The sequence below is a fragment of the Paenibacillus sp. NPDC058367 genome (genome assembly GCF_042723305.1).
Taxonomy (GTDB): Bacteria; Bacillota; Bacilli; order Paenibacillales; family Paenibacillaceae; genus Paenibacillus_AQ.
Window position 1 is genome coordinate 1,352,742 of the sequence record NZ_JBHXIZ010000001.1, and the last position, 24,264, is coordinate 1,377,005.

The window sequence follows — 24,264 nt, forward strand, 5'->3', positions numbered from 1 at the left end:
AAGTGTTCTCCTCCTTCCTGGCGTTTCTTACGCGTCTTGCCCTACTGTTTCGTCTTCAATTCCAAGTTCTTCTTTAATCCATTCGTAGCCTTCTGCTTCCAGACGTTGTGCAAGCTCAGGACCACCGGATTTTACAATTCTGCCTTGCATCATAACATGTACAAAATCAGGCTTGATGTAGTTCAAGAGACGTTGATAGTGGGTAATAACCAGGAAACCGCGATCTTCACTCCGCATGGAGTTTACGCCTTCGGCAACAATTTTCAAAGCATCAATATCAAGACCAGAGTCAATTTCGTCAAGAATCACGATTTTTGGATCTAGCATCATCATTTGTAGAATTTCGTTACGTTTCTTCTCACCACCGGAGAAGCCTTCGTTCAGGTAACGGTGTAGGAACTCAGGATTCATGTCCAGTTCTTTCATCTTCGCTTCCATAAGACGGATAAAACGAATCAAAGAAATTTCGCTTCCCTCTTCACGACGGGCATTAATGGCTGAGCGCAAGAAATCGGAGTTTGTTACTCCGGAAATTTCACTTGGGTACTGCATAGCAAGGAAAAGACCTGCACGTGCGCGTTCATCAACCGCCATCTCCAGGAGATCTTCACCTTCAAGTGTTGCTGTTCCTTCAGTTACTTCATATTTAGGGTGACCCATAAGAGCTGACGCCAAGGTACTTTTACCTGTACCGTTTGGTCCCATGATGGCGTGAATTTCGCCACCTTTCATTTGAAGGTTAATCCCCTTCAAAATCTCTTTTCCCTCAATCGTCGCTTTAAGTCCCTCAATGACAAAATCTGCTGCCATAATATTATTCCCTCCATTGATCGATTTGCGAAATCAAAAGTTGTATTGAAACAGGATGATCCTGATTCCCAGCACAATTAGATTCTATATCACATTATAATTATTATAAATTGAATCACAATGATTATCAATGATTCTCAACAATTTTATAACAAACCCTGTCTTTTTACAAATATCTCTTTTTATTTATCCTTTAATGCACCGCATGTTTCGCTATTTTCCGTAACCACCTAACGCAAAAAATAAGACCTCCCGCAGGAAGCCTTATTTCATATACTTTATCGTTTAGCTAAGGTAGGAACGCAGCATCCATTGATGTTTCTCAAGATCACCACGAATTTTAATAAACATGTCAGAGGTAGGCTGGTCCTTAATTTCCTCAGCAAGCTCAATGCCTTCTGTCAACTCTTCAGAAATAGTAGCAAAGTCTTCAATCAGAGACTGGACCATACCACGAGTATCCTCTTTACCAGTAGCTTCTTGAATCGTTGCCAATTCCAGATATTCTTTCATCGTTGCAGCGGGACTTCCTTTGATGCTTAGCAGACGCTCTGCAACTTCATCCATTTGCAGCGTCACTTCATTATATAGATCCTCAAATTTCACGTGAAGAGAGAAGAATTGTTCTCCTTTTACGTACCAATGAAAATTATGGATTTTAACGTACAATACATTCAAGTTAGCAACCTGACGATTCAAAATTTGTTCCAGTGAAGTTGTATTTACTTTATTAGATGCTTTAGCCATGAGATGATCCCATCCTTATCCTTTATATTTACCGGGCTACTTAATCCTTCATCCGGCAGCAACTTGTCTATTCTTAATTTACCCCTTAGCATGTAAGACGAAACAAGAAGAACCCTTCCATAAAATCTCTGTTTAAATTATTTACACTAAAGACGCTCTCTATAATGTTCAAATTCTGATTCTTGCAAAAAAACACAAGAGGCCATTGGCCTCTTGTGTTTTGGATTTTGTAAGATTGTTCAGTCAGACCATGAGAAGTAATGCATCCGCACCCGTCATGCCGGGTACGATACCTAGACGCTCCGCTTCTATGGTTACAGACTCCAATGGGGCAGCTAACAGCTGTGACAGCGTACGTACACCAACCGCCCGGGCTGCGATAATATGCCGATCACTGAGCTTCTCATTGAGCAAACCAACATCCAGCGCACCACACATAATATACCCTCGGCTTGTGCTGATTGAGAGCAGCGTTGTTTTCGGAAGCTTAACTTCTACCCCGATCAGCGTATGTTCACCTACGGTAATGGGCTCCATAGTAACCAATAGCAGCACCTCCTTTATTCACCAACCACGATGTATATGTATGCTTCACCCCCTGCTGATGTGCAGTTGGTAGTCCTAGGCTTTTCGTAAAAAACACAGTACCTTGGTCCCATTTTCTCTAGTGTCAGGTATATGATTATTACTTGTTTAATGTTATAGTTTATTTACATTCTTATAATTGTAAAGAAATGTTCAAACGAAAAGCTGGGGGATCTATGGACGAGAAACTACAACACACAGACGGCAACTATTTATTTAATGTCGACATCCTGATTAATGCCCGTACCAACCCGCTTGCATTGCAATATCTGCTTGAAATGTTGAACAATAATGACAAAATCACAGATTTCAACATTAACTCCGGTCTTGAATTGGGGAGAACCATTGACAGCTTGCTTCGTTCTGCCAAACTAGCCTTGAATCAAAGCTCTGCTCCTCCAACTTCATTTAAGCTGCCACCAAAGACCACTAAAAAGCAGCTCGATAAACCGATTGATAAACAGGCAATATTGCCTGCACAACAGTCAGCTATTGAGACGCCAGCTGATGCATACGGGAAAATTCGACAGTATATTCAGAACAACCAATTAGTACGTTTACGAGCGAATCGGTACGGAAAACAAGTGTCCATGCCCTGTCGTATTTTAAATTTTGATGAAGCAGCCAACTCTATTAGTGTCTATCACGTGGATGAGAAACAGGTATACAGCTTTAATTTAAATGAGATCGACGAATTTCTGTAAACGTATACGTTACAGATAAATAAGCATCCGCCCCTTTATGGAACGGATGCTTATTTATCAACTTCTGTAACTTGATTGCTTAGGATGCCTCTTTGCTGCGTGAGAATGCTTCCACAGCCAGACATAACCAGCCTGCTATGAAGCATACACCACCAATAGGTGTTATCGCTCCGAGCACCTTAATCCCGGAAATACTCAGTACATATAAGCTACCAGAGAACAAAATCGTCCCTGCTATTAATAGCCTTCCTGCCCAGCGTAACCGGGTACTTTCTCCCCATTGACCTACAGCCAGTGCTATCAGAATTACACCCAGCGCATGTACCAAATGATACTGTACACCCGTCTCATATACCTTCATATATTCTTCGCTAATAACAGGTTTTAATAAATGAGCGCCAAAAGCGCCTACTCCTACTGCCAGCATTGCTAGCACAGCCCCCCAGGCCATAAGTTTCCGTTGCATGCGATTACAACTCCTTAATATTAGACTTCTTCTATCATAAACGATTACCGATTGCTTTTTCCAGCAGCCATTTACGAATTAGCCACAATCAGGGGTTGCTTTTTTAGCATCAATATGAAAAAGTGGATATTAACAACATTTCATTCTTATCTCTCAAGGAGTGCAACCTATGGACCTTAATTCTCTCTCAAAATCTGACGCGCCTACAGCAGAGGTAGGAAATACCCAACCTGATCTGAGTCAGCCAAGTGCTGGTTCGTCGTATTCGTACCAGAAAGTAGATCATGACCTTCAACACTCTGGACCTGGTATTGCTTCTTTCATCATCAGCCTCGTGACCATAATGGGTTATGCAGCTCTCTTCGTTTTCATTATTATGAAGGCTTCTTCCATGGTTAACGAGAACTCGAATCTATTAGCCGAATCATCGCAGTCCATCATGCTTCTTGGAATGACTGTTATTATTCTTTCAGCTCTTAATGTAATTGGTGTTGTCATCGGCATTATTGGGCTTTCCATCCGGAAGAGACGTAAGGTTTTCGGCGTTATAGGCACTATCATCAACGGTGTGATTATCCTACTCTTTATGCTGCTTATTACTATTTTCTTAGTCAATGCCGGGACGCTATAACGTTCATTTCTAATTCCAAGACAAAAGGGCTGTTCCTGAAATCAATCAGGAGCAGCCCTTTTGTTATTCATAAATGATAGCGTTTCTTTATTTTGCAAGTGACAGCTTCGAAAGTACACGCTGTTTAACTGTAGCATCGCCTTCCACTGCTTTTTCAACATATTCAAAAGCTACAGGATCATCCGTATTTAACTTCTCAATAACGCTCTCCATACCAGCTGTGATCTCAAAAGCCGTAGGACCTTCTTTGGTCTCAATCTCAACAGAATGACTATCTATTTGGCCGACGTAAACGCCTGTTCCTTTAAGAATTTTGGCTTCTGGATTTGCAGTAGGTTTGGGTGCGGGAGTACTTGGATTCTCTGTTGGTGCAGTGGTACTTGTACCTTCTGTAGGTACGGGTGTGCTTGTGGTCTCCTCTGTTGGTACTGGAGAAGCTGTTGCACTTGGTTCTGCAGATGGCTGTGCTGAATTATTAGTAGCACCGCAAGCGGTTAGGGCTAGCGTTAATGCTGCTATTGCAGCTATAGCGGGTAAGGAACGTTGTTTTTTCATGTTGACTGCCTCCTCTATGTTTAGCGGTTGTTTGCAAAGTCATTTTCTATAAGCCTACTCCTATAAACGTATCAACTCTGCTAAGGTTTCATAATACGTTATTTTTAGTAACTTCCAATCTTTAATAGGCATCCGCCGGATGCAGGCTTAAGCGAGATTAATACAATAGTGTTGAGCCTGATTTATCCCTAAGGAGTGGTCCCCTTGAGAATCGATATCGGCTGCGGATCCAGTAAAGAAGCAGGTTATCTCGGGATCGATCGTATCGCGGGTCCCAACGTAGATATTGTCTGTGACATTAGCCAAGGCATCCCTTTGCCGGACAATACCGCCGAGTTTGTAATGGCTAGTCGTGTATTACCTTATATCGACGATTTATCCGCGGTTATGTCGGAAATTCACAGAATTAGCACCCACAAAGCCATTGTTTGTATACTGGCCCCGTATGCCCACAGTTTTGTTCATATGTCCAATCCTTCCTTTAAGCAGAAGTTTGATGAATATACTCCGAGGTATTTCACAGGATCCTTTTTCCAGCCCCCGTCCGGTCCAGTATGCCCATCGATTCCTGACTATCCCATCCCGGTACCGCCATTCGATTATCGATTGCTTAGGATGGAGCTTTTCTATCAATACCCTTATGAAGATCCTCTTTATGAAACAGAAGAACTAGAAATACTAAAGACGCTTCAAGCCAATGTTGTGCATGAAATCATGTACCATTTCACCGTAATCAAAGAAGATATTTCTATTCATGAGCTGGAATTGATGAGTAGAGGGCATTACGCTGAACCGCGTGTTCTTATGAAACGCAGGCTAAAATCACACGATAGACAAAATTTTCTATAATTTATTGATGGGACATACAATTATACCCGAATTACATCATAGGCTAACATACAGGTATTAACTGTGCCGTCCTGATTATGGGACGGTTCACTTTTTTAAAAGCAAATTGACCTCGAAGGAGGTGAGAATCATTCCACTAGTCGTACGGGCAACGATCAATGCGACCGGTGCTATCACATTTACAGGCAACACACTTGGACTTAGTCGCTCCGATACGGTCGGAGTGCCAGGGACACTAGACAGCATCGGCGGTTTCACCACTGTTAACACTACATCTATTTTTGGCACCTATCCTAATGGAACAACAAGTCTTTATACGAGCAACAGTTCATCCGCTATACTGGTCTTGCCATCAGGCAGCACTGTGCTATATGCAGAGCTGATATGGGGCGGTACTTATATTAACGGAACTGTGAATCTCAGTGCGGCCATAAACAACCCAGTCTCTTTAATTACGCCTACCGGAAGTACGTTCAGCATAACTCCCGATGCAGCTACTAGTAATACTGTTGATTTGGGAGGTGGTGCTTCCGCATATGTCCGTTCTGCCAATGTCACCAGCATTATTTCACAAGGCGGCGCTGGGACCTACACCACTGGCGGTGTAGTTGGTACGATCGTTATTCCTAGTGATTCCACAGCTAATCATGCGGGCTGGACACTTGGTGTAATCTATCAAAATACATCCTTGCCCTTCCGTAATATGTCCTTACGGGCAGGCGCAATACTTGTACAGGCAACTTCTGCACCAGTCTCTACTACAATAACAGGCTTTGCAACTCCAATTACAGGTGCACTTGGAGGCAGGGCACTATTTAGCGCACAGGAGGGTGATGCGAATCGTTCGGGAGACCAGGCATTGTTCGGGCCTACATCAGCTACGCTTGTAGCTTTATCAGGACCCAATAACTTTGCCAACAACTTCTTCGCTTCACAGATTAACAACGATCTAGGTGTACTGGATACCACTGGAACATTCGGAAATCGCAATCAAACAAACGGAAATCCAGGCACCAACATTATCGGTGGCCGACAAGGCTGGGACATTACTAATGTTGACGTGTCAGCCAGACTTGTAAATAATCAGTCTTCAGCGATTTTACAATTAACTACCTCTGGTGACGCTTATGTGCTTAATGGAAATGCCATACAAGTAGATATAAATGCACCCAAAATAAACCTTACTAAAAGTGCCAATGTGTCCGGGCCAATAGTCGGGGATACGGTAACTTACACTGTAATTATCAATAATACTGGTACAGCGAGTGCAGCTAGCGTCGTTTTATCAGATGCGCTGCCAGCAGGATCAACCTTTGTTACCGGAAGCGTTGTAGTGGCCGGCGTCGCAAGACCAACCTTTGATATTACAGCAGGAATCTCTCTAGGTTCATTAGCTTTGGGTACTTCAATAACGGTTACATATCAAGCCAAAGTTACTTCATTACCACCAAGTCCGCAAAATATCGCGAATACCGCAAATGCTGCCTTTACGTTTCAAAGTGTAGCAGGAGGCCCTATCATGACCGGGGTCATTCCATCCAACACTGTAACTTTACCCGTATATTCACCCGTTCTTAACATTGTAAAATCAGCCAACACTGCAAATGCGACCGTCGGAAATCAAATCACATATACGCTTCAAATCACCAACACCGGAAACATCGGTGCGCTAACGACACTTACGGATAACATTCCTGCAGGGAGCTCTTATGTTGCAGGAAGTTTCACCGTCAATGGAACACCATTCGCTGGAAATCCTGCTACAGGTATTGCTATTGGAACGATAGCTGCTGGAGGTAGTTCTACCGTTCAATTCCGTGTATTAGTGAACAGTCTTCCGTCCCCTCCACAACTGGTCGATCAAGCAAGCGCCGCTTATACCTTTCAGGTTCCAGATGGACGAATCATTTCTGGATCAGCCTCGTCCAATACATTGTCTATTCCCGTTAGACTCCCAAATGTTGTCGTGGTTAAAAGTGCAGGTTTTGCCGATGTCGCCGTCGGCGATACACTCCTATATACTTCTGTAATCACCAACAACGGAATCGAAGCAGTTACTAACGTCACCCTTACAGACACCATTCCCGCAGGGACTTCGCTGGTTACGGGAAGTGTTACCGTTGCGGGGACGTCACAACCCTCTGCAAATCCAGGAACAGGGATTACTGTGGGTGCAATCGCTGCGGGAAGTTCAGTTGCCGTCACCTTTCAAGTCAGTGTTACCTCTTTACCTAGTCCAGCACAGCTATTAAACAAGTCTACGGCATCCTACAGTTCAGGGGTCTTTACTGGCATTTCGCTTTCCAACACGACTACGACCCCGGTATACCAACCCATCATTCAAATTGTCAAAAGCTCGAACACCGCTAGTGCAACCGTAGGCGGTAATATTCTTTATACATTAAATGTTCAGAACTCTGGAAACATTGGGGCAAGCGTAACCTTAACCGACAATATTCCCTCAGGCGCATCCTTTGTATCGGGTAGCGTAACCGTCAATGGAGTCACACGACCCACAGACTCTCCACTTACGGGTATTAATCTAGGTACAGTAGCCATAGGAACGGTTGTGCCCGTAACATTTCTTGTCTCTGTGCAATCTTTGCCTTCACCACCTGTTCTGAACAATCAAGGCAGCAGCAGCTACACCTACCAACTACCAAGCGGTAGATCCTTATCCGGAACTAGCCAATCAAACACCGTTAGCATCCCAGTCTCCGCTCCAAATATTACGCTAACCAAATCCGCAAGCCTTGCTGATGTCACAGTCGGCGAGAATCTGACTTACACAGTCCAAGTGTCCAACACAAGCAGCGTAGCTGTGAATAACGTTGTCGTCTCTGACCCTATTCCTACGGGAGGCACTTTTGTAGCAGGCAGCGTTATTGTTGGCGGTTCATCGGTACCAGCCGCAAATCCAGGTACAGGAATATCTATCGGTAGTATTGCGGCTGGCAGCTCTATTACAGTCTCTTTTAGAGTGAATGTTTCTTCTTTACCAAATCCATCACAATTTACAAACAGAGCTAGTGCGTCTTTCTCATCCGGTGCCTTCACTGGTTCTTCACTTTCGAACACGGTAGTAACCCCTGTGTATCAACCTATTATTAGTATGGTCAAAAGCGCGAATACCGCTCAGGCATCCGTAGGAGGATCTTTGTCTTTCTCGATTCTCATCAGCAATACCGGGAATATTGCAACCACTCTACTATTAACTGATAATCTTCCACCCCAAGCTTTATTTAACGCGAACAGCGTAATCATCGGGGGAACACCTTTACCCGGATATAATCCAGTAACCGGAATCCCTGTAGGCCCATTGGCACCAGGTGACAGCGTATCTGTGAGCTTTCTGGTCACGATAACAGCGTTACCTCCTTCACAGATGTTACTGAACTCCGCTTCGGCAACATATAGCTTCACCCTCCCGGACGGGCGTCAACTCGGAGGAAATGTAGTATCAAATACGCTCTCTGTCCCTGTATCCGCACCTAATGTCAGTGTCGTAAAAAGTGTGAATGCAGCTACTGCCGTTACGGGTGATATCCTTACATTCACCTCAGTATTGACGAACAACAGCATAGCTACTGTAAGCAACATCATTCTCAGCGATCCTCTGCCTGAGAATGTAGCTTTTATTCCCGGAACCGTAATTGTAGGCGGCATTACTCAGCCGCTAGCAGTTCCGTCCGCCGGCATTCCAATCGGTAGTCTGGGTCCAGGCGCCACAGCTACCGTAACATTCGAGGTGAGGATAACGATGCCGATACCATCACAAATTAATAATCAGTCATCCGTCAGTTTTACATCCGGTGTATTCTCCGGTTCTTCTTCATCCAACATTACTAGCACACCAGTCATTCAGCCACAGATCTCCTTATTAAAAAGTGCTGTCGATGGAGATGGTGACGCCGATGCTCTTGTTGTAGGTGATACCGTCATCTACACAGTGGTTGTAAGTAATGCAGGTAATCTTGCTGCAAATGTAACCTTAACCGACAACATTCCTACTGGAACTGTCTTCAATCCTAACAGTGTTATTGTAGGAGGCATGCCGCAACCAGGTGCAGCACCCAATACCGGCATAGCTGTAGGAAATGTCGCGCCGGGAACCAGTGTCCCTGTTAGCTTCTCTGTTAATATCGTTTCCTTGCCATCACCACAACAAATCAGCAATCAGGCTTCTGCAAGCTTCACCTTTACTCCGCCTGACGGTAGACCCTTAAGCGGAACTGCTGTATCTAATACCGTCACACTACAGGTCTCAGCTCCTAATATCGTGGTAGTCAAAAGCTCCACCTCAACTTCCGTAGCGATCGGAGATACGGTCACTTATAACGTAAATATTTCAAATAACGGTATAGAAGCTGTCAATAGCATAATCCTTAATGATCCAACACCAGCAGGTGCTGCTTTTGTAACGGGTAGCGTATCCGTGAACGGAGTACCTTTCCCAAACCTGAATCCTTCTTCGGGGATATCAATTGGTACCTTAGCGCCTGGAGCTTCAGCTCTGGTTGCTTACAGTGTTACCGTGACCTCTGTTCCTCCTACTGCTACACTTATCAATAAGGCATCCGTAACCTTTACATCAGGTGTTTTTTCCGGTTCGACTTTCTCCAATACCGTTACCATCCCTGTTTACCAGCCGAACATCTCGGTCGTCAAAACAGCAAGTACGAATAACGCTACAACAGGTGACGCTGTCAGCTATACCCTGACCGTGAGTAACACAGGAAACTATCCGGCAAGCTTAATCATTACGGACAATATTCCTGCGGGTACCACCTTCGTTCCGAATAGTGTGCTCATTAATGGACTGCCCTTAGCGCAAGCAGATCCATCTACGGGGATTCCAGCTGGAGTTATTGCACCCGGTGCTACTACTGCAGTAATATTCACTGTTGATATCACCTCACTGCCCAATCCTCAGCAGTTGGTCAATCAGGGTACCGTAGCGTATAGCTTCACTTTGCCTGACGGCCGCACACTTGGCGGTTCCGTCCTATCCAATACAATTACTATCCCTGTCTCTTCACCAAATCTGGCTGTAGTAAAATCTACGCCTACCACATCAACTACAGTTGGAGACACGATCACCTATTCAGTTACAATTACCAATAACGGAATCGAAACGGTAAATAACGCAGTCTTCACAGACGCACTTCCTGCGGGTACCACATTTGTATCTGGGAGTGTATTAGTAGATGGTGTGCCTCGTCCAGGGGGTAGCCCTTCCACCGGGGTAACCTTGGGCAGTATTGCACCAGGTGTAACTGTAACTGTGGCATTCACAGTGAATACAGTCTCATTGCCACCTTCAGGCCTCCTAAATAACCAGTCAACGGTGAGCTTCACCTCTGGAGTTCTCTCGAATGTTGCCTTCTCTAATATTGTATCAACGCCTATTTACTTACCGATTCTAGCCGCAGCAAAAAGCTCGAATTCAATTCAAGCGACCGTCGGAGATACGATTACCTACACGATTAATGTAACCAATTCAGGGAATTACGGGGCTTTGGCTACTCTGAGTGATACTATCCCATCTGGAACAACATTTGTGCCAAACAGTGTGCTCATTCAAGGTGCCCCAGCTCCGGGAGCAGATCCAGCGGCTGGCATTCCACTCGGTGTTATATCCGCAGGTGCAACACTATCTGTTATGTTCTCAGTACTCATTTCAACACTGCCAGCAAGCCAGCAACTAATTAACCAAGCATCGGTAGCATTTGCTTACACCTTGCCTGATGGGCGGACGTTTAACAGTTCGATCAATTCCAATTCGACAACGATTTCGGTATCCTCACCGAATGTGATCGTAACTAAGTCATCACCAGCAACAGATGCCGTTGTTGGCGATACAATTACCTACAACCTTACAGTTACCAATAGCGGAATCGCCAATATCAGCAACGTAAACATCAGTGATCCAATACCAGTAGGTTCTTCGTTTGTTGCTGGCAGTGTGATCGTTGATGGCACTCCACGTCCTAATGCCAATCCAGCGAATGGCATCTCGCTCGGCACAATTGCACCGGGCGTTTCGGTCAATATTTCATTCAACACTATCGTCAATGTACTGCCTAATCCTGCCACGCTCACCGATCAAGCTTCCGTCAGCTTCACATCTGGAGCATTCTCGGGATCCTCATTCTCTAATACACTTGTTATTCCGGTGTATCAGCCTATCATCGTTGTAGTCAAAAGCGCAGACAGAACCGCGGCAACTGTCGGAGATACGATTACTTACTTCCTGAATGTTACGAATACCGGTAATCTCATAGCAAATGTAGTCGTAACCGACACAATTCCTAGCGGAGCCATCTTTGTTCCAAACAGCGTGCTCGTAAATGGAGTGCCACAACCGGGCTCTGATCCGTCCGCTGGATTAAATATTGGAGCAGTTGCTCCGGGAAGCACGATAACAGTGACCATAACCCTGCAAGTTACTGTAGCCTCCCTCCCTTCACCGCAGCAGTTAGTCAATCAAGCTTCGGCAACTTTCTCATTCACACCACCAGATGGTCGTCTGCTCACCGGAACTTCACTTTCAAACGTCCTAATCATCCCTGTCTCTTCTCCGGATGTGAGTGTCGTTAAGAGCACTACCTCTATAGATGCAGTTGTCGGCGATATCATCACCTATACCATTGTTGTTACCAACTTGGGGATTTCAGCAGTCAATAACGTTATCATGGTTGACCCTATCCCAGCAGGCAGTCAGTTTGTAACAGGCAGCATCACTGTAGACGGAACCCCACGACCTAATGGCAGCCCGGCTTCCGGCATTGCCATCGGAACGATTGCTGCTGGCGCTTCCTCAACCATCACCTTCCAGGTTCAGGTAGTAGCGTTATGATTCCCGGCTCACGTACCCAACCTGTCGTAACCAATCAATCTATGGTACTCTTCAACTCGGCAGCGGGTGTTGACGGCATTGTCTATTCCAATAGTCGTGGGCCCCGTGCTTTCATTGCTGAAGAGTACAGACAAACTCCATGCCTCTTTAGGTGACACTCTGGTGTATACCATTAAAGCTTCTAATAATGGAAACACAGATGCTTTGCTAACGGTGTATGACATTCTTCCAGAGGGTGTATCCTTTATTTCCAACAGCGTGCTTAGAGACGGTGTGCCTCTCCCAGGGGCTACACCGTCTTCGGGCATACCGCTAGGTTCTATTGCTCCGCAGAGTCAAGTGAGCATCGCCTTTCAAGTGGTTATCATTTCACTTCCCTCTTCACTAGTGCTGCAAAATAAAGCACTGGGCCGTTTTTCTTTTGCCACACCCGAGGGAAGAATCGTTAACGGAGATTTATATTCTAATTCCGTACTAGTTTCTTTACGCTCCTACCAGCTCTCTACCTTGTTGTCTGCAAGCACTCCGACCTCTTTTATAGGTGATGTAATTACCTATACATTACGGCTTACGAACGAAGGTAACAGCCTATTAAACCAAATCATCGCAACGATTTCTATTCCTAACGGATCTGTGTTCATTCCAGGGAGTGTCATTGCAGGTGGCGTCTATTATCCAGAATCAGAGCCTACGCAAGGAATATTAATTGGTCAACTTGATAAAGACCTAAGCATTGATATTACCTTTCGCGTTCGAGTTACAGAGATCCCCTCATCCTTGGACCTGACTAACCGTGCTGCTGTCACTTATACCGTCGACGACGATCCCAATACAACCGAGAGTAACACCGTCGTTATCTCACTTGTTTTGGCAGGCGTCACCATCAGCAAGAGAGTAGATCATGTTACAGCAGCTCCGGGTGACAACCTAAGATATGAACTAACGGTAACCAACAGCGGGAACTTGGCCGTAAATGCGGTTCTGACCGATGCTATCCCTTCGGGCACTCTTTTCGTATGGGATAGTGTTCTCTTAAACGGAGTGATGCAAAAAGGCGCCCGTCCTGCTGATGGCATTCAGCTAGGCACATTAAGAGGCGGAACTTCAGCGGTCGTGGTCTTTCAAGTGAGCATTCCTGCAGCCATAAACATTCATGCCCACGCAGCTGTCCAAAATCATGGCAGTGTTCAGTATACTTTTGTGCTCCCGGACGGACGGACAGTAAGACAAACCTCTCGTTCCAATATCGTTACTACCTTAATAGTCCTGCCTATCATTTCTCTCGAAACTCATGCAAAGCCTACCCTTGTAGAAGAAGGAGAACATGTCCAATGCTGGATCTCCCTAACGAATAGTGGGAATTGGCCAGCAGAAGTATCCCTTGATCGGCTCACACCGGAGGAATGTCTTATTGATCCTAGCAGCATTGTGATTGATGGGATTCCAAATCCACAATCTTCATTTAACGGTATCTTGTCGCTAGGGACAGTCAAAGCTGCTGCCACTGTAAACATCCATTATTTTGTCAGGGTTAGTGAACATGTACTGGGTCGTTTTCTTAAAGGCTTAGTAACCGCTCCATACTTCTTCAATCTGGATGGACGTGAATACACTGGCGAGAGCCAGTCGAACAGTTATATATTGACCGTGGAAGAGATCAGTGAATAAGAAATCACATATCCCCCATCCCCATGAATATACTTTAGTTACAACCCCAAAACATAAATATTTATATCCCATGGGAGGTGGTCATCCTGTCGCAATCATCTGGTCCCTTTTCCTTTGTAGTCTCAAAAGAAGACTGGTCCCTTCATCGCAAAGGCCATCAGGATCAGGAACGTCATCAGCAAAAGGTCAGAGAAGCTATCAAGGATAATTTGCCGGATCTCGTGACCGAAGAAAATATTATTTTGTCAGGCGGTAAGCAGATTGTAAAGGTTCCGATTCGCAGTCTGGATGAATATCGAATTATCTATAACTTTCGTAAGCAAAAGCATGTAGGACAGGGCGACGGGGAAAGTCAGGTCGGTGATGTACTTGGGCGGGATTCACAGTCGGCACAGCCCGGCAAAGGGGAAAAAGCAGGCGATCAACCCGGTCAGGACACCGTGGAAGCAGAGGTCAATCTGGAGGATCTGGAGGACATCTTGTTTCAGGATATGGAGTTGCCACATCTGAAGCCAAAGAATAAGGAAGAGATCGAGGTTAAATCCATCATCTTCAACGATATTCGTAAAAAAGGCATGATGTCCAACATCGATAAGAAACGTACCCTGCTGGAGAACCTTCGGCGTAATGCAAGCAGAGGTAATCCCGGCATTCACAGCATAAGTCCTGATGATCTGCGCTACAAAACATGGGATGACATTCGAACGCCTCACTCCAATGCGGTCATTATTGCGATGATGGATACGTCAGGTTCGATGGGTTCTTTTGAAAAATACTGCGCTCGCAGTTTCTTCTTCTGGATGACCCGCTTTTTACGCCGCCAGTATGAGAAGGTGGAGATTGTCTTTCTCGCCCACCATACGGAGGCTAAAGAGGTCAGCGAGCATGATTTCTTCACTCGCGGAGAGAGTGGAGGAACCATCTGTTCCTCAGCCTATCAAAAAGCGATTGAGATTATCGACAGCCGATACCCGCCAGCGCAGTACAACATTTATCCGTTTCACTTCTCTGATGGCGATAACCTCACCTCCGACAACGAACGTTGTGTGAAGCTAATTGGAGAACTGTTAAAACGAAGCAATATGTTTGGTTACGGGGAAGTGAATCAGTACAACCGCAGCAGCACACTAATGTCCGCTTATCGTCATCTGAAGCACGAGCAATTCATGCATTATGTGATTAAAGACAAAAAAGAAGTGTACCAGGCGCTAAAGACCTTCTTCAGTCAAAAGGGCACTGTTAATTCATAATTCCTACGTTTGATTATAGCCCACAGCTAGACTACCTTTTTTATTGTCCTACCCATATAAAAAAACCTCCATTCCAGAGCTTGGTAGGGGAGGTTTTTTTATTGAAATCTATTCAACTGTCCTAAACCGTTCCACAATACTTTAATTACCTCTTAGAAAATAGATGGCAAGAGTCATATTCCAAGTGAGCTTTAAACTCTACTGCCTATTGTACCTTCTCTCTATCCTTGCCTTTATCAGATTCACCCGCATTTCTATTCGCTGCTTCCCGGTCCTCCATCATCTCGTCCACCGTCTTTACCTTCAGGCGGGCTGCGCCTTCATTGTTGGCATTCGTTGGAATAAGATCTCCTGAAGCTAAGCGTTCCTTCGCTTTTGCAATGGCCTCGCTATATTGTGGCAGCCACTGCGCCCCAGCTACGAGCATCTCATCGACCATCTGCCAGATTTCTTTCGGGTTACATACGGCGCCTACCAACGGATCCATCATAAATGCTTGACGTAGCAGCTTGTCATCGCCGTGCACAGCAGCTTCGACGGCTAAACGTTGCACCGAGATACTAACGTTGCACACTGCGGCTGCTCCTAAAGGCAATTCACCCACAAGCGGCATCGATATACCGTTCCGATCCACATACCCTGGTGCTTCGATGATCGCATCATCTGGCAAATTAGAGATCACGCCATTGTTCACAGTGTTAAAGTGACCTCTATACACTCTGCCCGTTTCCAAGCCTTCAATAATAAACGAACCATGTTCTTCTCCGCGATTCTCCACTGTATACTCCAATGCCGAGTCCTTCATCCAATTTGGAAAATCCGTTTCGAACCAATTCCGCCCTTCGGTGCAGACACGTAGATATCCACCAGTCTCACCGTTAATCCAGCTTCCCAGGTCGATCCAATCCATAATTTCATCGCTGCGTTTACGATACCATGGCACATATTCACTTAGGTGACCATTGGATTCTGTACTGTAATATCCAAAGCGTCGCAGCATGTCGATCCGAACTTTTTCTGTGCGGCTGAATTCTGGATGACTCTCAAAAGCTTCTAAAAGACCTTCGGTCAAATCTTTGCCCTTATGACTCGCCGAAATATACCAAGTCTGGTGATTGATACCCGCACAAATAATATCGACTTCCGACTTCTTCAGCCCATACACATCTGCAATTTGTCCATGCCCATGCTGCACCCCATGACACAGACCAATCGTCCGTACACCACCGTATTTGTTGCATGCCCAAGTCAGCATAGCCATAGGGTTCGAATAGTTAAGTAGGAGTACATCCGGCGCAGCCATTTCCCTAATATCACGGCAAATATTCAGCATTTCCGCAATCCCGCGCTGACCATACATGATGCCTCCTGCACAAAGGGTATCCCCTACGCACTGATCGACTCCGTATTTCAATGGAATATCCACATCTGTAGCAAATGCTTCCAGTCCACCCATACGAATAGTACAAAATACGTACTTCGCATCCTTCAAGGCTTCTCTTCGATCCGTCGTTGCCTGGATTTGAATATTTAATCCATTCTCTTTAATATCACGTTGGCACAGCTCGGTAACCATCTCCAAGTTGTGGCTATTAATATCCATAAATGAGACTTCAATATTATTAAATTCCGGCACGGTTAGTAAGTCCCGCAACAATCCACGGGTAAATCCAATGCTGCCTGCCCCTATAAAAGACACTTTAAATGACATCCTTATCATCCTCCGGTAATGAATTGATTGTTCCTGTCCATTGTAGCAAGGGCGCTAGGGAAAGCGTAACCAATATCATGACCTCTTTTGAAGGAAGGTGTCAAAAATCCTAACTTATCTATTGAACATCCATCTCTTCATAACTCCAAGAATGACGCTCAATGGAATTGCGATATTCTACGGGCGTGTTGTCAGTATATTTTTTGAAGAGGAGATGAAAATATTGTCTGCTACTAACCCCTACATAATCGGCAATTTCAGCAATCGGAATATCACTCTGCCCCAGCAGCATCTTCGCTTTCTCCATTCGCAGCATATTCAAATAATCACTGAGTGTCCTACCTGTCTGTGACTTAAAAATACGGTGCAGATATCCGGGATGCAGATTGACCGCGGCAGCGATATCCTTAACCTGAATACTCTGGTCGTAATTCTGATGCAGGAATTCGATACTGCGCCGCACATAGAGCTGTGACGGCTGTTGACTGGCATGAAGCTGATCCTGTCGCAAGCTAGATAATCGAAGCAGAAGCTCGCAGAACAATAAGTCGACCATACTTCCGCCTTTCCCGCCACTTTGATCAAGCTCTAGTACAAGTCCTTTTAGAACATGATAAATTTCCTCCGGATCAGGCATGACTAGACTGGAAAAGGGAACCTGTAACCATTCAGCAAGCGCCGCTTCTTTCCGAGCGAGCTTGCCGATAGATGGAGCAACCCCTGTATAGTCCATAAATCCAAACTCCACATTCAGCATTCGGCAGGGCGTCCCATCCTCGACAATCAGTCTGTGCGGTACATTTGCATCGAGGATGATCAGTTCTCCCCGCTTTAACCTAAATCTCTCTTCTTCACCTGTTTTTGAACGGACATCCACAACACAGCTTCCTGAGATCAAATACATGATTTCGGTTGAATTATGCTGATGGTAAGACATACTGTAGTTGTTCCACTGTTTATAATAGTAAGCAAAAAAATGAGGACTATAATCTCTTTCAATTAATGCCTGCTGAAAAAGACTCCCACTAAGATTTAGAGGAAAATTCGTCAATCGATCACTCCTTTCTTCTATTAAAATGTTAACCCAAGTGTATCTCTCAAACTACTTCTAAGACAAGAAGAGCTACTTGAAGTCATTAAATTAGAAAAAAACGAGCAAAACTCCAATACAGAGGAGAGTTGCTCGTTTTATTGTTTTTACTAATAAGATTTAATTCTCATACTTGAAAAGAAACCATAGATTGCTTAAGATCTGCTGCTAAGCTCTCCAGCTTTTGAGATAAGGAAACTAGCTCCTCACTTACAGTAAATTGCTGTGAAGACATAGAAGCTACCTCCTGCGTCGAAGCCGTCGTCTGCTGCACAATAGAACTGACACTCGCCATGGATTCACCTAATTGACGCTGAAACTCTATCAGTTCATGAATAGAAGCAGAGGATTCACTAAGATGCCCCATGAAGTGCTCCATTTCCTCTTTGACACTTGCAAAGATCGTTGACGACTCTCGTACAGAAGAAATCTGTTCACGGAACTTCGGAGCGGTCTCATTGATATCTTTAACCGTATTCTCAATGTGTAGACCAATCTCTTCCGTAATCTTGGAGACCGATTGGATCGAATCATTCGATTGGTTAGCAAGCTGTCTGATTTCATCAGCAATCACTATAAAGCCTCTGCCTGCTGCACCGGCTCTTACCGCCTCTATAGTGGCATTTAGCGCCAAAATATTGGTCTGCTTATTTACGGCAATCATAGGACTAAGAATACTACGAATTAAATGAGTACTCTCTCTTAGCTTATTGGAGTTCTCTTGTATTCGATTGAACATCTCCACAGTAGATTCACTCTGCTCTACTAGCAGCTTCATCAACTCTGTCCCCTGATCACTAACCTCAATCACTCGCTCCGCCGAAGCGTCCATTACTGTATTTAGTTCAGTTACTTCACTCATCTTACTGCCAATGATTTCGACATTAGCATGGCTTTTTTCTGCTTCGACAGCAAGGCTTGCTGCTCCAAGTGCAATCTCACCCGTAGCAGATGCAACCTCTCTGGCATGAAGTGATGTTGTACCTGACGCTTTGACTAATTGTTCTGAAGTACCAAGCACTTCATCTGCTGACATTTCACTCTGGCTTGCAAGCAGAGAAATTTGCTCCATCATTTTGTTAAAGCTATGCCCGAGCCGACCAATCTCATCCTTACCCTTAAAATTCGTTCGTACACGAAGGTTTCCTCGCTCACCTTCTTCCATTAAGGTTGCCAGTTTACCTAGTGGACGCCCAACCAAACGAACAAGGACATAGCCAATTAACAGGGCTATCACGGCAGCTGCAAGCACAACAGAGAACGTAATATAAAGGAGCTTGTCCGCTGACTTCGTAAAATCACTAACTGGCGCATACCCCATGAGCGTCCACTTTGCAGTCGTTAAAGGTTGATAAACGACAAGCTGAGGACTTCCGTTCTCATCGGCTGCTGTAAAGGAATGTTTCTTTTCCACATCTTGCTCTTCTGATACTTTTATGTAAGAGAGTTGACCCAGTTTAGCATTATCCGCACCATAAACAATGTTACCATCTGTGTTCAAAATTCGAATCTCACCGGTCATTCCAATCTGAAGATTAGACAGCATTTCGGTCAAGGCCTTCCCTTTAACTTCGATCAGCATGTAGTACTCCGCTTCAGGATGTAATAGATTCCGAAGCAATCTCCCCATAGTTAAAGATGGCTCTGTATAAGCATCAAAGAAGCCCTTCTCACGAACTGGAAACCATACTGGCTCTCCTTTAGCATCTGCAATTTGTTTCAATCTTTCAGCAATACCTTCATCACTACGAAGGCCACTAACACCGGCAGATTTATACGATTCTGTTTCTTCCAAGCTCTTAGATACCAGTCTGACGCCATACATCCGCTCATCTGATCCTTTAACTAAGTCTAGCTTTCTACGAATCCGATCTTCTGCAGCGACTTTGGCTACCGTTGTAAGTTCTCCACTATTTATTTTTTCCAAGTCACCTTTTAATGCGGAGTCGAGTGCAAATTGCCTTGAGAGCGCTTCATATTCGGTTAGAACAAAATCCAGCTTGTCCGCTGCTTGAACTATAGACTGTGAGGAGGCCGCGGCAACCTCATCTGTAATGATATCTTTGGCAGCAAAATATGAAGTCAATCCTAGAACAGAGGATAAGAGCACTATGGAGCTGAAAAGAATAACGAACAATTTTATCCCAACTGATCTAAACTGTAGGGTCCATAGCTTTTTCATTAAGTTCACTCCCTATGATGGAAAAAGGGTACAGCCTTGCATTTCTGTACAAAGGCTGTACCCAGTTCATTCTGTAGTATGAAGCGAAATTGTTACCCCTTACTAGCTCCTGCAGTCAATCCATCAACAAGCAGACGTTGCAAGAATACAAACAAAATCATAATTGGAATAGAGATCAGAACAGCACCGGCAGAGAACAAAGTAAAGTTAGTGTTTTGGTTCGAGTTAACCATATCCCACATTCCGACTGCTACGGTCCAGTTCTCCTTCGTCCGCAAAATAAGTCTGGCAAAAATGAAATCCACCCAAGGTCCGACAAATTGAGTCAGTGCCATGTAAGTGATCATAGGACGTGACAAGGGAAGAATAACTCGCATAAATATCCCGAAATTACTCGCCCCGTCTATTCGAGCCGCCTCATCCAAAGAACGAGGAATCGTGTCGAGGAAGCCTTTGGCGATAAATGTTCCCCCGAGCGGCGCCCCAGCCGCATAAACAATAATCAAGGCAATATGTGTATCCAGCAAATTAAACTCCTTAAGGAGCATATAAATGGCAATCATACTCATAAAACCAGGGAACATACCAAGAATCAGAACGGTCGATAACGCTGTTTTACGCGCTTTAAACCGGAATCTGGATACAGCGTAACTGGTTAACAAGGTAAGAACTACACCGATAAGCATGGAGAATACGGCTATCTTCAATGTATTCGCATACCAAGTTCCAAACATATAGCTCGGTGATGTGAACAATTCTCTGTAGTGATCGAAGGTGAATTGCTCAGGGATAAACGTTTTACTGTACAGTGATTTACCAGGTCGGAAGGAAGCAAATAGAATCCAGAGGGCCGGATAGAGTGCCGCAATCGACAAAGCAATCAAGATGATGTAACTACCACTTAAGCGAATAAAGTTCGCGATCTTTCTGCTCATTGGATCATATCCTCCTCTTTGAATGATTTCGTCCGGCGGTAATTGTACAGGGAGAATGATGCAACAATGATAAAGATAATAATCCCTATTGCCGAAGCCATGTTGTTTTTATTCTGATCAAGTGTTAATTTGTATAGCCAGGTTACTAGCAAGTCAGTGGAACCGGCATATTGATAATCACCATTTACAGGACTACCACCTGTTAATAGGAAGATCGCATTAAAGTTGTTAATGTTACCTGCGAATTGCGTAATTAAAGTAGGCGCTGTGGAGAACAATACCATCGGTAGCGTAACAATACGGAACTTCTGATAACCTGATGCTCCATCTACCTCAGCGGCTTCATACATATCCCGAGGGATTGTAGTCAGTACGCCCATGATAAGTAACATCGAGACTGGAATACCAACCCACATGTTAACAATAATTACGGTAACCTTAGCCCAGAATGGATCTGTCAGCCATGGTAATCCGCCCATTCCAAAATACCCAAGGTATTGGTTGATCGGACCGAATTGACCGTTAAATAAATTGCGCATGAGCAGCAAAGAGATTAACTGAGGTACTGCGTAAGGCACAATCAGAATAACTCTCCACATTCCTTTGAAACGAATACCTTTTTGGCTCACCAATAAGGCTACCAATAGTCCTCCGAAATATGTAGTAATCGTTGAAAGAACTGCCCATATAATCGTCCATGTTAATACACCATAAAAGGTGTGGCTCCATGTTTTGAGAACTAATAAATTTCGGAAGGTCTGAAATCCAACCCAGTCAACCAATTTAGCGGGTGGAAGATGATCAGGTGCGGAATAGTTCGTAAACGCTAGCAGGATCATGAAGATGATTGGCATGATCGTAAAGAATAGAACACCAATACCCGGCAAGACCAAGAACGTCTGAGCGAACTTATAATCCAGTATATAGCGAACACTTTGTTTAAAGGTGTTTGCCTGAAGACCGTTTTCGCGTTTCTCTCCAGTCTTATAAGCATCTTTAATGTTCAAATACCAAGCGAGGATTATGATGATAAGCATTAGAATGGTGATCAAGCTTTGAATCAAAATATAAATCGAGTGATCCCCAGCTACCATCTTAGCGATGCCTTTTACTTTTACCAAACGGCTAGGGTTCTCTCCTAGTGTGACAAAACCCCATAAAGCAGTAGCAAGATTCTGAATAAAATAATAAACAGCGGCGGCTTCTACAACTAAAAACATGATTCCTTTGATGAATTGGCGGTTATATATTTGTCCCAATCCCATGAAAATCGTCGACAGTACTGCGGCCCTCGTGCGATGTCGCTGCATTTCGCTTCCGTTCTCCTCTCCGAGTGAAAATAAGAAGCTGCCCTCCGCTAAACATGCGACGGGCAGCTTGATTCACTGTATGCTGTTAAGACTGTGATTTATGATCCTTATTGCGATGAACTATTGTTCAAATCTTTGATTTGTTGAACGGCTTTGTCCATAGCTGCTTTTGGATCCACATTTTTATCCCAAATTTCTGGAAGTGCTGCATTTACTGGGCTCCAAACGTTACCCATTTCAGGGATAGAAGGCATAGGCTGGGAGCTCTTAGCTTGTGCTGCAAAAGCGGATACAAATGGATCATTAACGATTTGTGGATCAAGAAGCGCTTCGTTGTTTGTAGGAACAGAACCGATCGTTTTGTTCAATAGCAATTGAGCATCTTTGCTTGATGCAAAATGCGCGTACAATTTAGCAGCATTCGGATATTGAGTAAACGAGTTAACTGCGAAAATTTTGATACCAGAGAATGTAATGGCTGTTTTGCCATTCACTGTAGGGATCGGTGCGATACCAAGGTTGTCGCCAAGCGCTGCTTTGTATCCTCCAAGCTCCCAAGGACCTGTGATATCCATTGCTACATCACCTGAGTTGAACAAGCTGCGTTTGATATCAGCGTTGATATCCCCGCTCTTAATTGGCAATGCTTCTTTCATTTTCACAAATTCTTTAAGTCCTGCAACAGCTCCATCATTAGCAAGTCCGATATCGTCTTTATCTGTACCGTCTTTACCGAACAGATATCCGCCATCGGAAGCGATAAACATGTAGTTGAAGTACAAGTTTCCTACTTCCCACATAATTCCGTATCTGTTCTTGGATTTATCTGTGAATGTTTTGCTGAAAGCAAGAACATCGTCGAAAGACTTAGGTGCTTCTTTAACAAGTGATTTATTGTAGAACAATGCATAAGTTTCTGCTGCTCTTGGGTAGCCATACAATTCGCCTTCATACGAAGATCCGATAATCGAAGCTTCAGTATTGCTAGCTTTTGTTTCTTCACCGAAGACATCGTTAGGAAGAACCAAGCTCGCACTTGCCGCTTTACCTAAGTTGTCGTGAGGAATAAGGATAACGTCTGCTGCTAATCCTGAAGGACCATCTTGAGTAAGTTTAGTTACTTGATCTGGTGGTGCCAACTCTTCAATCTTGACTGGAACGTTATATTTTGCTGTGAACTGCTTAGCAATTTCGTCTGCGAATGGTCTTTCTTCCTTACTTTCCCATACAACTAGAGTCGCTCCATCTTCAGGTACAATCTCATCTGTCGCTGCTGCATCTGTGCCCTCTGGCGCTGCAGTCTCTGTAGTGTTATTAGCAGCATTAGTAGCTTTTGCTGCGTTGTTACCCCCGGCATTCCCATTGTTACTCGAACCACACGCTGTAACGGACAGTGCCATAGAGACAGCAGCGGTGATAACCATCACTTTTTTTAACTTCATTACTTTAACCCCTCCCAATTTTAAAAAAGCATAAGATGATAAAATAGTAGAGCAGAAACTTGCGCAAACGATTTCAGAAAAGCTAAAAAAAAAGTTATTCTTTTAGCTCACTCCTTCTAAAGCTGCATTTAGCAGATCAAGAAAGCGCTTCATTCATGAATACATCATACAACAGTATCGTTTGTTTTTAAAAACGTTTGCACATACCATATTTGACCATTTTCCATTAATTGATAAACAATATAGGCATTTATCTCCATTTTTCACATGATATCTTTTAATTAATCGATATTTCATGTGTTTAAAAATGGAATTGCTATTTTATTTGCCCCTGATATACCACAAATTCACTTTTCCAGTAGATTTACAATTATCGGGCAGTAGAAACGCTCATATACTCAAGTGAAAATTTGTGCAATGGTTTGAACAAGAGTATTGAAAGCCCTTTTATTCCATGCTATAATCCAAAT

General features: G+C 44.2%; 17 protein-coding genes. 6 read left to right on the top strand and 11 right to left on the bottom strand.

Annotated elements, in window-relative coordinates:
* Positions 1 to 27: 27 nt before the first annotated feature.
* The 3 genes from sufC to ACFWMP_RS06050 all read right to left on the bottom strand — a co-directional run bounded on the left by sufC (position 28) and on the right by ACFWMP_RS06050 (position 2,103).
* Positions 28 to 810, bottom strand: a complete 783-nt coding sequence (gene sufC / locus ACFWMP_RS06040) for a Fe-S cluster assembly ATPase SufC (RefSeq protein ID WP_042186351.1) — start codon at positions 808 to 810, stop codon at positions 28 to 30.
* A 285-nt stretch (positions 811 to 1,095) separates the two neighbouring features.
* The gene (locus ACFWMP_RS06045; RefSeq protein WP_042125852.1) at positions 1,096 to 1,557 is read right to left on the bottom strand and encodes a Dps family protein; all 462 of its coding nucleotides are present in this window, start codon (positions 1,555 to 1,557) and stop codon (positions 1,096 to 1,098) included.
* Positions 1,558 to 1,800: 243 nt separating this feature from the next.
* The gene (locus ACFWMP_RS06050) at positions 1,801 to 2,103 is read right to left on the bottom strand and encodes a YunC family protein (protein WP_042186349.1); all 303 of its coding nucleotides are present in this window, start codon (positions 2,101 to 2,103) and stop codon (positions 1,801 to 1,803) included.
* Positions 2,104 to 2,291: 188 nt separating this feature from the next.
* Between ACFWMP_RS06050 and ACFWMP_RS06055 the strand changes: the two genes are divergently transcribed.
* Positions 2,292 to 2,846: a hypothetical protein gene (locus ACFWMP_RS06055; protein WP_379422523.1), complete on the top strand. Its 555-nt coding sequence runs from the start codon at positions 2,292 to 2,294 to the stop codon at positions 2,844 to 2,846.
* A gap of 79 nt (positions 2,847 to 2,925) precedes the next feature.
* On the opposite strand, the gene ACFWMP_RS06060 is transcribed toward ACFWMP_RS06055, so the two are convergent.
* Positions 2,926 to 3,312, bottom strand: a complete 387-nt coding sequence (locus ACFWMP_RS06060; RefSeq protein WP_076284185.1) for a DUF423 domain-containing protein — start codon at positions 3,310 to 3,312, stop codon at positions 2,926 to 2,928.
* Between the two features lie 169 nt (positions 3,313 to 3,481).
* Between ACFWMP_RS06060 and ACFWMP_RS06065 the strand changes: the two genes are divergently transcribed.
* Positions 3,482 to 3,943 carry a hypothetical protein gene (locus ACFWMP_RS06065; protein WP_052404212.1) on the top strand — a complete coding sequence of 154 codons (462 nt, stop codon included), beginning with the start codon at positions 3,482 to 3,484 and terminating at the stop codon, positions 3,941 to 3,943.
* An 87-nt stretch (positions 3,944 to 4,030) separates the two neighbouring features.
* Here the strand turns inward: ACFWMP_RS06065 and ACFWMP_RS06070 are convergent, their stop codons facing one another.
* Positions 4,031 to 4,498 carry a hypothetical protein gene (locus ACFWMP_RS06070; protein ID WP_076284187.1) on the bottom strand — a complete coding sequence of 156 codons (468 nt, stop codon included), beginning with the start codon at positions 4,496 to 4,498 and terminating at the stop codon, positions 4,031 to 4,033.
* Between the two features lie 204 nt (positions 4,499 to 4,702).
* Here ACFWMP_RS06070 and ACFWMP_RS06075 point away from each other — a divergent pair, with 204 nt between their 5' ends.
* From ACFWMP_RS06075 to yhbH, 4 genes are all read left to right on the top strand, one after another.
* Positions 4,703 to 5,347 (top strand): methyltransferase domain-containing protein, encoded by a 645-nt coding sequence (locus tag ACFWMP_RS06075; RefSeq protein ID WP_042186343.1) that lies wholly within the window; start codon positions 4,703 to 4,705, stop codon positions 5,345 to 5,347.
* A 106-nt stretch (positions 5,348 to 5,453) separates the two neighbouring features.
* Positions 5,454 to 12,206, top strand: a complete 6,753-nt coding sequence (locus ACFWMP_RS06080; RefSeq protein WP_379422526.1) for a DUF7507 domain-containing protein — start codon at positions 5,454 to 5,456, stop codon at positions 12,204 to 12,206.
* A 78-nt stretch (positions 12,207 to 12,284) separates the two neighbouring features.
* Positions 12,285 to 13,874, top strand: coding sequence for a hypothetical protein (locus tag ACFWMP_RS06085; protein ID WP_379422528.1), 1,590 nt, complete (start codon positions 12,285 to 12,287; stop codon positions 13,872 to 13,874).
* 86 nt (positions 13,875 to 13,960) lie between these two features.
* Positions 13,961 to 15,124: a sporulation protein YhbH gene (gene yhbH, locus ACFWMP_RS06090; protein ID WP_042193520.1), complete on the top strand. Its 1,164-nt coding sequence runs from the start codon at positions 13,961 to 13,963 to the stop codon at positions 15,122 to 15,124.
* A 205-nt stretch (positions 15,125 to 15,329) separates the two neighbouring features.
* Here yhbH and melA read toward each other — a convergent pair whose 3' ends face one another.
* The 6 genes from melA to ACFWMP_RS06120 all read right to left on the bottom strand — a co-directional run bounded on the left by melA (position 15,330) and on the right by ACFWMP_RS06120 (position 23,794).
* Positions 15,330 to 16,835 (bottom strand): alpha-glucosidase/alpha-galactosidase, encoded by a 1,506-nt coding sequence (gene melA / locus ACFWMP_RS06095; protein ID WP_042186339.1) that lies wholly within the window; start codon positions 16,833 to 16,835, stop codon positions 15,330 to 15,332.
* 118 nt (positions 16,836 to 16,953) lie between these two features.
* Positions 16,954 to 17,886, bottom strand: a complete 933-nt coding sequence (locus ACFWMP_RS06100; protein WP_042186337.1) for an AraC family transcriptional regulator — start codon at positions 17,884 to 17,886, stop codon at positions 16,954 to 16,956.
* A 166-nt stretch (positions 17,887 to 18,052) separates the two neighbouring features.
* Positions 18,053 to 20,107, bottom strand: coding sequence for a methyl-accepting chemotaxis protein (locus tag ACFWMP_RS06105; protein WP_339246390.1), 2,055 nt, complete (start codon positions 20,105 to 20,107; stop codon positions 18,053 to 18,055).
* A 92-nt stretch (positions 20,108 to 20,199) separates the two neighbouring features.
* Positions 20,200 to 21,042 carry a sugar ABC transporter permease gene (locus ACFWMP_RS06110; protein ID WP_042186333.1) on the bottom strand — a complete coding sequence of 281 codons (843 nt, stop codon included), beginning with the start codon at positions 21,040 to 21,042 and terminating at the stop codon, positions 20,200 to 20,202.
* Positions 21,039 to 22,352, bottom strand: a complete 1,314-nt coding sequence (locus tag ACFWMP_RS06115) for a sugar ABC transporter permease (protein WP_042186331.1) — start codon at positions 22,350 to 22,352, stop codon at positions 21,039 to 21,041. The genes ACFWMP_RS06110 and ACFWMP_RS06115 overlap by 4 nt, the downstream gene beginning before the upstream one ends.
* 107 nt (positions 22,353 to 22,459) lie before the next feature.
* Positions 22,460 to 23,794: a sugar ABC transporter substrate-binding protein gene (locus ACFWMP_RS06120; RefSeq protein ID WP_042186329.1), complete on the bottom strand. Its 1,335-nt coding sequence runs from the start codon at positions 23,792 to 23,794 to the stop codon at positions 22,460 to 22,462.
* Positions 23,795 to 24,264 lie beyond the last annotated feature (470 nt).